Here is a 12991-nt window from a genome sequence, read left to right as displayed (position 1 = left end):
GACCTACTCGTCCGGGGCGCTTACACGTCCAGGGCGTCCGGGCCGTGCCGGAAGCCGGGGTCGACCTGGAGCGCCAGTTCGCTCCCGGTGGCCCGGTCGGCCCACGCGCGCGCGTTGCGCAGATGGAACTCCACGGCGTGGCGCTGGAACGCGTCCCAGTCCTTGGGGCGCGCGTCGACGGCGGCGCGCAGCTGGCGCAGGGTGTGCGCGTTGTGCGGTTCGAGCCCGCCGCCGGTACGGCCCTGTTCCTGTGCCCGTACCCAGGGGGACTGCTCGCAGTAGGCGATCAGATCGTCCCCGACATGCTCCTTGAGGAAGAGGAGGTCGTCCTCGCCCGTGACCTTGTTGCCGACCACCGCGAGCGCGATCCCGAACTCCCGTGCGTGATCGCGGTACTGGCGGTAGACGGAGACGCCCTTGCGTGTGGGCTCGGCGACCAGGAACGTCAGATCGAACCGGGTGAACAGGCCGGAGGCGAACGCGTCCGCGCCGGCGGTCATATCCACGACGACGTACTCGCCGGGCCCGTCGACCAGATGGTTCAGATACAGCTCGACGGCGCCGAGCTTGGAGTGGTAGCAGGCCACCCCGAGGTCGCTGTCGTCGAACACCCCGGTCACCATCAGCGGCACCCCGCCCACCGGACGCGCGTGGTGGGCGTGCACCGGGTCCTCGCCGAGCAGTCGCAGCAGCCGCGAACCGCGTCCCGGCGGGGTGGTCTTGATCATCTCCTCGCGTGAGGCGATCCGTGGATTGTCCCCGCGCAGCCAGTCCTTGATCTCGCCGGTGCGCGAGCTGAGCGGTGGCGCGCTGTAGCTCTCTCCCTCGCCGGGGGAGAGAGCCTCGGCCAGATGCTGGTTGATGTCCGCGTCGATGGCGACCACGGGCGCCCCCTCGGCGGCTAACTGCCGGGCGAACAGGGCCGACAGTGTGGTCTTGCCACTGCCGCCCTTGCCGACGAACGCTACGCGCACGGCTCAGCCCTCCGGAGTCAGCAGGCCGCGCTCGTACGCCCTGACGAGTCGCTGGGGTACAAGATGGGACGTACCGTCGAGGGTGACAGGCACCAGGGTCGGCGTGACGCCTTTCCACTGGGCCCGGCGGTGACGGGTGTTGCTGCGGGACATCTTCCGTTTGGGTACGGCCATGGCGGACCTCCTGAGTGCGCGGAGCACGACGTGACGCCGTCGAACGCTACATGCAAATGAACACCGTTACCAAAACCGCCTCGCCGCACCCGATTACCGCAGGGATGCCGACGAGCCCCGCGCGGGGCTCGCCGGGAAGGCGGCATCGGGCCGGCGCCGCCGACGGGACCTGGGGCGGCCGGCCGTCCGCGAACGAACTGGAGAGAGCCATGACCGCTGCGCACGCCCCCCACCCGCACCACACCCACCGGCACGGCACGGGCTGTGGCCATGTGTCGTTCCCGCACGACGGGCATGTGGACTACGCACACGACGGCCATGTCCACGCGGTTCACGAGGACCATGTGGACGAATGCGAGCCCGGAGCCCACGCCCCGCACGGTGGTCACGCCCACCAGCACGGGGAAGGGTGCGGGCATGTGTCAGTGCCTCATGGCAACCATGTGGACTATGTGCACGACGGACACCGCCATGCCGAGCACGACGGTCACTGGGACGACCACTGACCCCTCCGCGTACGGCCCGGTCGTCCAGGGCCTGTCCGGATCTACGCGTACGGCCCCGGTCGCACCCGAGAGGGCGCGGCCGGGGCCGTGATGTCATGCCGTGCGGCAGTTCCCGCGGATCAGCCGACCGGGGAGGGCGGAGCCGGCGTGGAGCCCTCCGCCTGCTTGCTCTCCTCCGCGAGCCGCTCCATGCCGCTCGTCGTCTTGAGCGGCTTCTCCTTGATGAAGAGCACCGCGACGAGCGCCAGCGCGGCGAACGGCGCGGCGACGAGGAAGAGTTCCGCCGTGGCCACACCGTAGGCGTGCTGCACGATCTCCCGCATGGCGGCGGGCAGCTTCGACACGTCGGGTACGGCGCCATGGCCCGAGCCGCCGGACGCCCCCTGGCCGGACTCGCCCAGGCTCTTGGTCATCTCGGTCGCCACCCGGTTGGCGAGCACCGCGCCGAGGACGCTCGTACCGATCGTTCCGCCCATGCTGCGGAAGAACGACAGGACGGATGTGGCCGCGCCCAGTTCGGCGGCGGGTACGTCGTTCTGTGCCACGAGCACCAGGTTCTGCATGAGCAGCCCGACGCCGACACCGAGCACCGCCATGTAGAGGCTGAGCAGCCCGAAGCCGGTGTCGGCACTGATGGTGGCCAGCAGGCCGAGACCGGCCGTCATGATCACGCCGCCCGCGATCAGATAGACCTTCCACTTGCCGGTGGCGCTGATGATCTGGCCGGCGACGGTGGAGGAGACCAGCAGACCGAGGATCATCGGCAGGCCCATCAGCCCGGCGACGGTCGGGGACTTGCCGAGCGAGATCTGGAAGTACTGCGAGAGGAAGACGGTGCCGCCGAACATGGCCACACCGACCAGCAGGCTGGCGACCGTGGTGAGGGCGACCGTGCGGTTACGGAAGATGTCCAGCGGAATGACCGGCTCGGGGACCCGGGCCTCCACGAAGACCGCGGCCACCAGCAGCACCACACCCGTGCCGGTCAGGGCGAAGGTCTGCCAGGACGCCCAGTCGAACTGGTTGCCCGCCAGGGAGGTCCAGATCAGCAGCGCGGAGACGCCCGCCACGATCAGGAACGCGCCCAGGTAGTCGATCTTCACCTCACGCCGGACCGTGGGCAGCCGCAGCGTGCTCTGGAGCATCAGGATCGCGGCCAGCGCGAACGGCACGCCGATGAAGAAGCACCAGCGCCAGCCCAGCCACGAGGTGTCCACCAGCACGCCGCCGATCAGCGGCCCGGCGACCGTACCGACGGCGAAGACGGCGCCGAAGATCCCGGAGTACTTGCCCAGCCGCCGGGGCGGAATGACCGCGGCCATGACGATCTGCGCGAGCGCGGTCAGACCGCCGGCGCCGATGCCCTGGACGACACGGCTGAAGATGAGCAGGCCGACGCCCTGGGAGAAGCCGGCCAGCAGCGACCCGATCACGAACATGGCGAGCGACAGCTGGAGCAGCAGCTTCTTGTTGTAGAGGTCCGACAGCTTGCCCCAGAGGGGCACGGTCGCCGTCATGGCGAGCAGTTCGGACGTGACGACCCAGGTGTACGACGACTGACTGCCGTCGAGGTCGGCGATGATCCGGGGCAGGGCGTTGGCCACCACCGTGCTGGCGAGGATGGCGACGAACATGCCGGCCATCAGCCCCGACATGGCCTGGAGTATCTGCCGGTTGGTCATGGAGGTCTGCGCCTGTTCGGGCGCCTCTATTGCACTCAAGGTGTCCTTCTTCAAGTCCAAGGTCGATGCGTGGGTGGAGCCAGTGGAAGCGGTGGAGGAGCGGGCCGTCAGCCGTCAGCCGGGGGTTCCGGCAGGCCGGCGGCCAGCTGGGCGAAGACGCACCGGAAGACGTCCGGGAAGGTGACCTCCGGGCCCTGCGCGCACCAGTGCTCGACGGAGACCCGTACGGCCGTCGTGGCGACGGCGGCCAGCAGCCGTGGGTAGAGCCCGAGCGCGGAGGTGTCAGGAACATGCGCGCAGGGACCGGGGCCACGGGTGCTCCGCTCGCCCTCGGCCGTACGGAACGCCGGCGCGCCGAGCCGTTCCGCGATCGCCTCGGCCAGTTCGAGCTCCTCGGCCATGTGCGCGCCCATGCCGCGGACCAGCAGATGAGGGGAGCGCTGCAGCACCGTGGCCCGCAGCTCCCAGATTTCCTGCCGCTCCGCCACATCGGCCAGTTCGGTCGCGAGCGCCTCGCGGACCGCGTCGAGCGCGGGCACCGAGCCCGGTGCCTCGCGCACCGCCCGGCGTACCCGCTGGCCGATGCCCCGGTCGATCATGACGAACGCGTCGTCGTGACTGTCGAAGTAGTTGAAGAACGTACGCGGCGAGACCCCCGCGGCCTCGCTGATCGCCTCGACGGTGACATTCTCCGCGCCGTGCTCGGCGGCCAGGCGCACCGCCGCCTCCGCCAGCGCCGCACGCGTGGCCCGCTTCTTGCGTTCGCGGAGCCCCAGCACCGCACTCTCACTTCTCACATCTTGCAGCGTATGCAAAAGTGCAGGATCCGCAAAATTTATTACCCGCCACCGACGCCGTAACATGATCCGTATGGAGCAGCGCACACTGGGCAAAACAGGACGAAACGTATCCGTTGTGGGTCTGGGGACCTGGCAGTTGGGTGCCGACTGGGGCGAGGTGGCCGAATCGGACGCCTTCGCCGTCCTGGACGCGGCCGTGGAATCGGGCGTCACCTTCTTCGACACGGCGGATGTGTACGGCGACGGCCGCAGCGAGCAGCTCATCGGCCGCTATCTGAAGGGCCGCCCGGACGCCGGGGTGTTCGTCGCGACGAAGATGGGCCGACGGGCCGACCAGGTCCCGGAGAACTACGTTCTGGACAACTTCCGCGCGTGGAACGACCGCTCACGGGCCAATCTCGGCGTGGACACCCTCGATCTCGTACAGCTGCACTGCCCGCCCACGCCCGTCTACACGTCCGACGAGGTCTTCGACGCGCTCGACACCCTGGTGGCGGAGGAGCGGATCGCCGCCTACGCCGTGAGCGTCGAGACCTGCGCCGAGGCGCTCGCCGCCCTCGCGCGCCCCGGTGTGGCGAGCGTCCAGATCATCCTCAACCCCTTCCGGCTCAAGCCGCTGGAGGAGGTACTGCCCGCCGCCCGCGCCGCGGGGGTCGGCATCATCGCGCGAGTGCCCCTCGCCTCCGGCCTGCTGACCGGGAAGTACACCGTGGACACGGTCTTCGCCGCCAACGACCACCGCACGTACAACCGGCACGGCGAGGCCTTCGACCAGGGCGAGACCTTCTCCGGCATCGAGTACGGGACGGGACTGGCCGCCGCGGCGGAGTTCGCCGGACTGGCCCCCGAGGGTGTCACCCCCGCCGCGACCGCGCTGCGCTGGATCATTCAGCAGCCCGGCGTCAGCAGCGTCATTCCCGGTGCCCGCTCCGTCGAGCAGGCACGCGCCAACAGCGCGGCGGCGGATCTCGCGCCGCTGTCGCCGTCGGCCCTGGAGGCGGTCCAGGAGCTGTACGACCGCCGGCTGCGCGCCTCGATCCACCCCCGCTGGTAGCGCCCGGACTTCCGTGGCCCTGCTGGCGAACGGGTGATCGTGGGCCGTTCGCGCTCCGATTGCGCGGCACAGACGCAAGAGTTGGTCGTTTCTGTGGCTGTATCGCTTCGCGCCCTGTAGCGTCTTGATCAGCTGTCGTGGTTCCGAAGTACCGCTCGCCCGTGACGTGCCGTCACGGGCGTTTGTGCTGTTCAGCGTCTCTGCGGACCAAGGCGATCACCTCCGGTTCCCGTACGGTGCGGGAATCTTTGCGTCCCTTGAAACGGAGACTCATCATGGCCAGTGGAACAGTGAAGTGGTTCAACTCGGAAAAGGGCTTCGGCTTTATCGCTCAGGACGGCGGCGGCCCCGACGTGTTCGCGCACTACTCGAACATCTCGACGTCCGGCTTCCGTGAGCTGCAGGAGGGCCAGAAGGTCACCTTCGACGTCACCCAGGGCCAGAAGGGCCCGCAGGCGGAGAACATCCTCCCCTCGTAACACAGCGCCGTCCCAAGGGGCCTGAGCAGGACCCGAGCGTCGGCACGGAGCAAGAGGGCGCCGGCCCGGTGGAGCTTCCTTCCGCCGGACCGGCGCCCTTGCCGTTACCCCGTCCGTGAAACGGGGGAGGGCTTGACCGTGCCGGACGACCGCCGCGCGACGGAAGCGGTGGGGCCGGTCCGAGAGACGGAGGAGTTTCGGTGGCACTGACCCGAGAAGAGCGTGAACAGTTCCTGGCCGAGCCGCGTATCGCCGCGCTCGCGGTGGAGGCGGCGAAGGGCCGGGCTCCGCTCACGGTGCCGATCTGGTACCAGTACCGGCCGGGCGGAGACATCTGGATCATGACCGGACGGGACTCGCGCAAGGGCCGGCTCATCGCGGAGGCGGGCCGCTTCACCCTGATGGTCGAACGCGTCGAGCCCACGGTCCGTTATGTCTCGGTCGAGGGTTCCGTGACCTCGACGGAGCCCGCCACCCGCGAGGCGCTCCACGAGCTGGCGTCCCGCTATGTCGCCGCCGACAAGGTCGCCGCGTATGTCGACTTCGCCTGGTCCGAGCACGGCGAACAGGTCGTCATCCGGATGCGGCCCGAGCACTGGTTCTCCGCCGACCTCGGACAGCTCTGAGGCCCGCGGCCCCCGGCGCGCCGGTCAGGCCGCGTTCTCCTTCTCCCGCGCGGCGCGCCGCACGCTCTCGGGGAGGGCGAGGTTCCACGCGGTGATCACCGGCCGGTCGTGTTCCGTCCCGAGGCGGGAGACGGTCCCGGTGGCGAGCTGGAACAGGGCTCCCGCGGCCGGGGCCAGTCCGAGATAGCGCGCGGTGAGCACCCGCAGGAAGTGGCCGTGCGAGACCAGCGCGACATCGTCACCGGAGCGCAGCCCCTCCAGCGCCTGGGTGAGCACCCGGTCCGCGCGGTGCCCGACATCCGCGGGGCTCTCCCCGGGCCGGCCGTCGGGGCCGGGGACGGTGCCGTCGGTCCACAGGTCCCAGCCGGGGCGCGTGCGGGTGATCTCGGCCGTGGTGATGCCCTCGTAGCCGCCGTAGTCCCACTCACGCAGATCCGGCGTGGCGCGCAGCCCGTCGAGACCGGCCAGCTCCGCGGTGCGCCGGGCGCGCGCCATCGGACTGACGAGCGTGAGGCCGATCCGGCGTTCGTCGAGAAGAGGCACCAGGGAACGCGCCTCGCTCTCGCCGCGCTCGGTCATCGGCAGGTCGGTGTGGCTGGTGTGCTGGCCGGACAGGGACCAGGCGGTCTCTCCGTGCCGTACCAGGATCAACTCACCCATGGGTGCCGCCCACTTCCTGTTCCGCACTCCGCCGCCGGAGCCGTCCCCGGCGGTCGTTCGGCCCGGACGGCCCGCCCGTGCCGAAGAGGGAACCCGGCGGGCCCCGAGCGCATTCCTCGACGGGCCGCGGGAGACCCGTCACGCCCAGTGTCCCCTGTTCCGGCGCCCGGGACATGGCGGGGAATGCCGGGGCGAACCGTCGCGTTACCCCCATGTACCACCTGATGGAAACGATATCCATCATGAGGAGGGAGTTCCCATGAAGCCTCGTATCCACCCCGTCTCCCGTCCGGTCGTCTTCCGGGACCGCGCGGCGGGCACCGCGTTCCTGACGCGCTCGACCGCGGACTCGACGCAGCGTGTGGAGTGGGAGGACGGCAACACCTACCCCGTCATCGACGTGGAGGTCTCCTCCGCGAGCCACCCCTTCTACACCGGCACGGGGCGGGTGTTCGACACCACCGGCCGGGTGGAGCGGTTCGAGCGCCGTTACGGTGCCCGGCGCTCCGCGCGGAAGAGCTGACGCCGTACGGTTCGCTCGCCGGATCCGCGTCCATGACGCGAGTGCGCGACCTGTGTGAGAAGAGCCGGCCACAAGCCCCGAACAGGGTTTCCGGCCGGCTCTTCCGTGTGTGAGGCGCGAGGTGTGACGAGTCAGGGGGTCGGCCGGGTCAGGCGACGGAGCCGGATGACTCCACGGTCCTGACCAGGGCGGCCAGCTCGGGGACCTTCGCCGCCTCGTCGAGCGCCTCCCGCAGCGCCGTGTCGTTGGTGGGCCGCGCCTCGGCGAGCAGCCGCAGCCCCGCCTCGCTCACATTCGTGTAGATCCCCCGGCGGTCGGTCGGGCACAGATAGCGGGTGAGCAGTCCGCGGTCCTCCAGCCGGGTGACCAGCCGGGTGGTGGCGCTCTGGCTGAGGACCACCGCGTCGGCGACCTGCTTCATCTGGAGATGGCCGCCCTCGCCGTCGTGCTGACGGCTGAGGACATCGAGCAGGGAGTACTCACGGACGCTGAGGCCGTGCCCGGCCTGGAGCGCGCGCTCGATATGCCCCTCGATCCTGCCGTGCAGCAGCGAGAGGGCGCACCAGCCCTGGGCGAGCCCGGTGAGCGCGGTGTCCGTGGCGGTCATGGCTTCCTCCTGCGGGAGATGAGGGCGGGCGGCGGCGGGGCGACGTCCCTTCGGCCCCGTCCGGTCCCGTACCCCAGGATAGAGCACTCCTGCAATATAGCGCGCTTGCAATTAATCGGCGTCTGCAAGTATTGTCTTCGCTTGTAAGGCGCTCGCGCAATCGTTCTGGAAGGCCATACCCATGCCACTCGCGCTCCTCGCCCTGGCCATCGGGGCATTCGGGATCGGCACCACCGAATTCGTGATCATGGGGCTGCTCCCCGAGGTGGCCGCCGACTACGGCGTCACCATCCCGACCGCCGGACTGCTGGTCACCGGCTATGCCCTCGGAGTCGTGCTCGGCGCCCCGCTGATGACCGTCCTCGGCACCCGGATCCCCCGCAAGCGGATGCTGATGGTGCTGATGGGGCTGTTCGTGGTGGGCAATGTGCTCTCCGCGCTCGCCCCGAGCTTCGGACTCATGCTCACCGGGCGCGTCGTCGCCTCGCTCGCGCACGGGGCCTTCTTCGGGATCGGCTCCGTCGTCGCCGCGGGTCTGGTCGCCCCGGAGAAGAAGGCCGGCGCCATCGCCATGATGTTCACCGGGCTGACCGTCGCCAATGTCGTCGGCGTACCGTTCGGCACCTTCCTCGGCCAGAGCGCCGGCTGGCGGGCCACCTTCCTCGTGGTCGCCGGGCTAGGAGTCCTGGGCCTCGCGGGCATCGCCGGGCTCGTACCGGAACAGCCCAGGCCCGAAGGCGTACGGATACGGCATGAGCTCGCCGCCTTCCGTAACGCGCAGGTGCTGCTCGCCATGGCGATGACCGTGCTCGGCTTCGGCGGTGTCTTCGCCGCGATCACCTACATCACGCCGATGATGACCGAGACCGCGGGCTTCGCCCACTCCTCGGTGACCTGGCTGCTGGTGCTCTTCGGCCTCGGTATGGTCGCCGGCAACCTGATCGGCGGCAGGTTCGCCGACCGCCGGCTGATGCCGCTGCTGTATGTGTCCCTGGGCTCGCTCGCCGTGGTGCTGGCGCTCTTCAGCTTCACCGCGCACAACAAGGTGGCGGCGGCCGTCACCCTCACCCTGATCGGCGCCCTGGGCTTCGCGACCGTACCGCCGCTCCAGAAGCGGGTCCTCGACCAGGCGTCCGCCGCGCCCACCCTGGCCTCCGCCGTCAATATCGGCGCCTTCAACCTCGGCAACGCGCTGGCCGCCTGGCTCGGTGGCATCGTCATCGCCGCCGGGTCCGGGTACACGGCGCCGAACTGGGTCGGTGCCGCGCTGGCCGGCTCCGCGCTCGTCCTCGCGGTCGTCTCCAGCGCCCTGGAGCGCCGGACGGCCGCCACCGGACAGGCGGCCGTCGAGGCGGCCGCCGTACGGCAGCCCCAGCAGACCACCACCGCGGCGCGCTGACCCGGCTCGATCGTCCCGGGCCGCGGACCGCCACAGCGCGCGGCGCCGACGACGTCGTTACGTTGGAAGCCGGTGCGCCCGCTCTTTCCCCCGCCGATTCCCCCACCGCTCTCCCTCACCGCGTATCCGCGGTCTTTCCCCCCACTGTGAACCCGCGAAGAAAAGGAACACCATGAATTCCGTCCCCAACGTCGTACTCAACAACGGCGTCAGGATTCCCCAGCTCGGCTTCGGTGTCTTCCAGGTCGGCGACGAGGAGACCACCGGCGCGGTCCTCACCGCGCTGGAGGCGGGCTACCGCAGCATCGACACCGCCGCCGTGTACGGCAACGAGAACGGTGTCGGCCGCGCCATCGCGTCCTCGGGCCTGCCCCGCGACGAGCTGTTCATCACCACCAAACTCTGGAACGACGACCAGGGGTACGACTCGACGCTCGCCGCGTTCGACGCGAGCCTCGCCAGGCTCGGCCTCGACCGGGTGGATCTGTATCTCATCCACTGGCCCACTCCGGCGCGCGACCGCTATCTCGACACCTGGCGCGCGCTGGAGAAGCTGCTCGCCGACGGCAGGACACGCTCCATCGGTGTGTCCAACTTCCAGCCCGCCCATCTCCAGCGGCTGCTGGACGAGACGGGGATCGTCCCGGCCGTCAACCAGGTCGAGCTGCACCCCGGGCTCCAGCAGGAGGAGCTGCGGGACTTCCATGCCCAGCACGGCATCGCGACCGAGGCATGGAGCCCGCTGGCGCAGGGCGCCCTGCTCCAGGAGGAGGCGCTCACCGAGATCGCGGGGCGGCACGGGAAGACGCCCGCCCAGGTGGTGCTGCGCTGGCACCTTCAGCTCGGGAACATCGTCATCCCCAAGTCCGTGACCCCCGCCCGGATCCGCGAGAACATCGATGTCTTCGACTTCGAGCTCTCGGCCGGTGACATGGCCGCCCTCGCCACGCTCGACCGTGGTCTGCGCACCGGCCCGGACCCCGACACCCTCAACTGACCGGAGTCCGCGCCGGACGGCCGTGCGGCGCGCGCGGGACAGGGGGCTACCGCACGGCCGCCGCGCCCGTGCCGGCCGTGCCGGCCGGGCCCGCGGGAGCCGCGGCCGTCACACCGCCGAGCCACTTCAGCCCGTCGATGACGAACCGGTTCTGGACCTCGTTGCCGAACGTCCACGACAGTGTGGTGTTCGATCCGTAGTCCATGGCGTTGTGGCCGAAGTTGGCGTAGAGCATCCGGTAGTTCTTGTTGGTCCACACGATCGGGTAATACCCGCTGTACCAGGACTGGTTGGGGTCCGTACCCAGCGGGAAGCTGACCGGATCGACCGAGGCCAGAATATTGATGGCCGGATTCTTCCTGAGGTCGTTCGCCCAGCTGTACCACTCGCTCACGGCCGAGGTGAACGTCGCAGGCAGCCGGGTGGTCGAGGGATGGGTCCGGTTCTCGGTCCGCAGCACGGCGGTGGTCGGGCCCCAGGTGTTGGACTTGAACCCACCGCTGCCCAGGAACTCGTTGTGATACCAGGGCCACTTCTGCGCCTCGGTGGTGAACGCGGAGACATGGAAGCCCATCCAGGCTCCGCCGGCCCGCATGTACTGCTCGAACCCGGACCGTTGAGCCGCCGTCTGCGGCAAGTCGTCCAGGAACAGCACCACTTGGTAATCCCGGAGGCTCGCGGTGGTCAGGCGGTTCCAGTTGTTGGTCGACTCGTAGGAGAAGTTGTTGGCGGCGGCGGTCCTGGGGAACCACTCGTTCGCTTCATGGACGAAACTGATGTGGGCGGCGTCCCAGGTGCCGTTGTAGAAGGCGAGCACCTTGAACGCGGGGGCGGCAGGTGTCTGCGCGCGTCCGACGCCGGGCACCGCGGCCAGTCCCAGCAGGAGGGCGAGCAGTACGAGCAGGCGGAACGGGCCGCGTGCCGTACGGGTCTTGAGCATGGTCATCGTGACGATCCTTCCTGCGCCCGTCGGGTGAACGGAGACGCATGGAATGTGGGGGATGTCGCGCACATGACAGCAGGAAGCGCTTGCTGGACGATTTAAGAAGTGAACCAACGCCGTGTCAAGGCTTTGGTATGGACCAGTGGCCGGGCGGCCGGCCGGACGTGCGCTGTGCGGGGGCAGGGTGCGGGGGAGCGGGGCCGCGGGAGTGCGGGGATGCCGTGGTTCAGGGGAAGCGGGCGACGAACCGGCGCTGCCAGGGGGTCTCGACGGCGCGCCGGGCGTAGTGCTCCCGGACGTAGGCGACCGCCTCGGCCCGGGGCACCCCGTCCAGCACGGCGAGGCAGGCCAGCGCCGTGCCGGTGCGACCGATCCCGCCGCCGCAGGCGACCTCGACGCGCTCCGACCCGGCGCGCTCCCATGTCTCGCGCAGCGCGGCGGCGGCTGCCGCGCGGTCGGACGGCAGCCGGAAGTCGGGCCAGCGGAGCCAGCGGGATTCCCAGGCGACGGGGGCTGGTTGACGGCCCAGCAGATACAGCGCGAAGGCGGGCGCCTGGCCCGCGGGAAGAGGGCGGCGCAGTCCCCGGCCCCGGACGAGCCGGCCGGAGGGGAGTCGTAGTACACCCGTTGTCGCGGGGTCCCAGGTGGCGGTCACGGAGCGAGCGTAGTCGGTTCGTCCCCGTCGGGCGGAAGGGCAGGATCCGGTGCCTGTCCGGAGGCGTCAGGCGCTCTCGTCCGGATTCCACTCCAGCAGGCGCACCTTGGCCACGGTCCGCACATGCCGCCGCATCGCGGCGGCGGCCGCCTTGCCCCGGCCGCTCTCGATCGCTTCGAGAATGGCGCGGTGCTGGGCCAACGACCGCTTGGGGCGGCCGGGCTGGCGCAGGGACTCATTGCGGCTCTCGGCGATCTGCGCCGTGATGGAGCGCATGAACTCGGCGAGCAGAGCGCTGTGCGCGGCGGCGGTCACCGCGGTGTGGAAGAGCCGGTCGCCCTCCACTCCGTACCCGCCCGCCTCGATCTCGTCGGACATCTGGTGCAGCGCGTCGTGCAGCGCCGCCAGATCCAGTTCGGTGCGCCGCTCCGCGGCCAGCTCGGCGAGCTTGGTCTCCAGGGCCTCGCGCGCCTCCAGCACATCGGGCAGCCGGCGCTTGCGCTCCACCAGTCGCTCGACGGGCTCAGGATCGAGGCCGGACCGGGTCAGATAGGTGCCGCCGCCATGCCGCACCTCGACCAGGCCCTGGACCTCCAGGACGACGATCGCCTGCTTGACGGAAGCGCGGCTCACCCCCAGCCGCTGGGCCAACTCCCGCTCGGGAGGCAGCCGGTCGCCCGCGCCGAGGGCGCCCTCGCTGACATAGCTGCGCAGTCGGTCGAGGACCTGCTCGTACAAACGCGGCCGGGCCATCGGCCGCAGTGCGTCGGACATCCGGACCCCCCATCCCTGCCCACTATCTCCCGATCCTGTGGGTGTCAGCCTAACACCGGGCGGTCAAGTGGCTGAGCCAATTCCTGCCGGATCCCTTGACGCTCGCGCCGGCCGACCGTCAATGTGGTCCAGCCACTT

Annotated in this window: 16 protein-coding genes; 7 read left to right on the top strand and 9 right to left on the bottom strand. The window is 70.1% G+C overall.

Annotated elements, in window-relative coordinates; all coding sequences use genetic code 11:
* Positions 1–20 precede the first annotated feature (20 nt).
* Positions 21–974 (bottom strand): ATP-binding protein, encoded by a 954-nt coding sequence (locus ACZ7LS_RS13325; protein WP_382518877.1) that lies wholly within the window; start codon positions 972–974, stop codon positions 21–23.
* Between the two features lie 3 nt (positions 975–977).
* On the bottom strand, positions 978–1148 hold the full coding sequence (gene rpmF, locus ACZ7LS_RS13320) for a 50S ribosomal protein L32 (RefSeq protein ID WP_382518880.1): 171 nt from the start codon (positions 1146–1148) through the stop codon (positions 978–980).
* Positions 1149–1357: 209 nt separating this feature from the next.
* Here rpmF and ACZ7LS_RS13315 point away from each other — a divergent pair, with 209 nt between their 5' ends.
* The gene (locus tag ACZ7LS_RS13315; RefSeq protein WP_382518883.1) at positions 1358–1654 is read left to right on the top strand and encodes a hypothetical protein; all 297 of its coding nucleotides are present in this window, start codon (positions 1358–1360) and stop codon (positions 1652–1654) included.
* 119 nt (positions 1655–1773) lie between these two features.
* Here ACZ7LS_RS13315 and ACZ7LS_RS13310 read toward each other — a convergent pair whose 3' ends face one another.
* The gene (locus ACZ7LS_RS13310; protein ID WP_382519433.1) at positions 1774–3336 is read right to left on the bottom strand and encodes an MDR family MFS transporter; all 1563 of its coding nucleotides are present in this window, start codon (positions 3334–3336) and stop codon (positions 1774–1776) included.
* 107 nt (positions 3337–3443) lie between these two features.
* Positions 3444–4133 (bottom strand): TetR/AcrR family transcriptional regulator, encoded by a 690-nt coding sequence (locus tag ACZ7LS_RS13305; RefSeq protein ID WP_385129765.1) that lies wholly within the window; start codon positions 4131–4133, stop codon positions 3444–3446.
* A gap of 64 nt (positions 4134–4197) precedes the next feature.
* On the opposite strand from ACZ7LS_RS13305, the gene ACZ7LS_RS13300 reads away from it, so the two are divergent.
* From ACZ7LS_RS13300 to ACZ7LS_RS13290, 3 genes are all read left to right on the top strand, one after another.
* Complete coding sequence (locus ACZ7LS_RS13300; protein WP_385129763.1) at positions 4198–5190, top strand: aldo/keto reductase; 993 nt, start codon at positions 4198–4200, stop codon at positions 5188–5190.
* A 275-nt stretch (positions 5191–5465) separates the two neighbouring features.
* Positions 5466–5669 (top strand): cold-shock protein, encoded by a 204-nt coding sequence (locus tag ACZ7LS_RS13295; RefSeq protein ID WP_365743233.1) that lies wholly within the window; start codon positions 5466–5468, stop codon positions 5667–5669.
* Between the two features lie 200 nt (positions 5670–5869).
* Positions 5870–6295, top strand: coding sequence for a pyridoxamine 5'-phosphate oxidase family protein (locus ACZ7LS_RS13290; RefSeq protein ID WP_382879054.1), 426 nt, complete (start codon positions 5870–5872; stop codon positions 6293–6295).
* A gap of 24 nt (positions 6296–6319) precedes the next feature.
* On the opposite strand, the gene ACZ7LS_RS13285 is transcribed toward ACZ7LS_RS13290, so the two are convergent.
* A complete protein-coding gene (locus ACZ7LS_RS13285; protein ID WP_382518891.1) occupies positions 6320–6955 on the bottom strand; it encodes a histidine phosphatase family protein in 636 nt (211 codons plus the stop codon).
* Between the two features lie 259 nt (positions 6956–7214).
* On the opposite strand from ACZ7LS_RS13285, the gene ACZ7LS_RS13280 reads away from it, so the two are divergent.
* Complete coding sequence (locus ACZ7LS_RS13280) at positions 7215–7478, top strand: type B 50S ribosomal protein L31 (protein WP_382879051.1); 264 nt, start codon at positions 7215–7217, stop codon at positions 7476–7478.
* Between the two features lie 148 nt (positions 7479–7626).
* Here the strand turns inward: ACZ7LS_RS13280 and ACZ7LS_RS13275 are convergent, their stop codons facing one another.
* Positions 7627–8085 (bottom strand): MarR family winged helix-turn-helix transcriptional regulator, encoded by a 459-nt coding sequence (locus ACZ7LS_RS13275; protein WP_382518896.1) that lies wholly within the window; start codon positions 8083–8085, stop codon positions 7627–7629.
* Positions 8086–8266: 181 nt separating this feature from the next.
* On the opposite strand from ACZ7LS_RS13275, the gene ACZ7LS_RS13270 reads away from it, so the two are divergent.
* Together ACZ7LS_RS13270 and ACZ7LS_RS13265 are read left to right on the top strand one after the other, a co-directional pair.
* Positions 8267–9484: an MFS transporter gene (locus tag ACZ7LS_RS13270; RefSeq protein ID WP_385129759.1), complete on the top strand. Its 1218-nt coding sequence runs from the start codon at positions 8267–8269 to the stop codon at positions 9482–9484.
* Positions 9485–9656: 172 nt separating this feature from the next.
* Positions 9657–10481 (top strand): aldo/keto reductase, encoded by an 825-nt coding sequence (locus ACZ7LS_RS13265; RefSeq protein WP_382518902.1) that lies wholly within the window; start codon positions 9657–9659, stop codon positions 10479–10481.
* Between the two features lie 46 nt (positions 10482–10527).
* Here ACZ7LS_RS13265 and ACZ7LS_RS13260 read toward each other — a convergent pair whose 3' ends face one another.
* From ACZ7LS_RS13260 to ACZ7LS_RS13250, 3 genes are all read right to left on the bottom strand, one after another.
* Positions 10528–11427, bottom strand: a complete 900-nt coding sequence (locus tag ACZ7LS_RS13260; RefSeq protein WP_385129756.1) for a ThuA domain-containing protein — start codon at positions 11425–11427, stop codon at positions 10528–10530.
* 223 nt (positions 11428–11650) lie between these two features.
* A complete protein-coding gene (locus tag ACZ7LS_RS13255) occupies positions 11651–12079 on the bottom strand; it encodes a protein-tyrosine phosphatase family protein (protein ID WP_382665586.1) in 429 nt (142 codons plus the stop codon).
* Between the two features lie 66 nt (positions 12080–12145).
* On the bottom strand, positions 12146–12853 hold the full coding sequence (locus ACZ7LS_RS13250) for a FadR/GntR family transcriptional regulator (protein WP_385129754.1): 708 nt from the start codon (positions 12851–12853) through the stop codon (positions 12146–12148).
* Positions 12854–12991 lie beyond the last annotated feature (138 nt).

Source organism: Streptomyces sp. NPDC039430, from assembly GCF_055639435.1.
The sequence above is the reverse complement of the archived record's forward strand: the minus strand, read 5'-3'. Positions and strand labels throughout refer to the sequence as shown.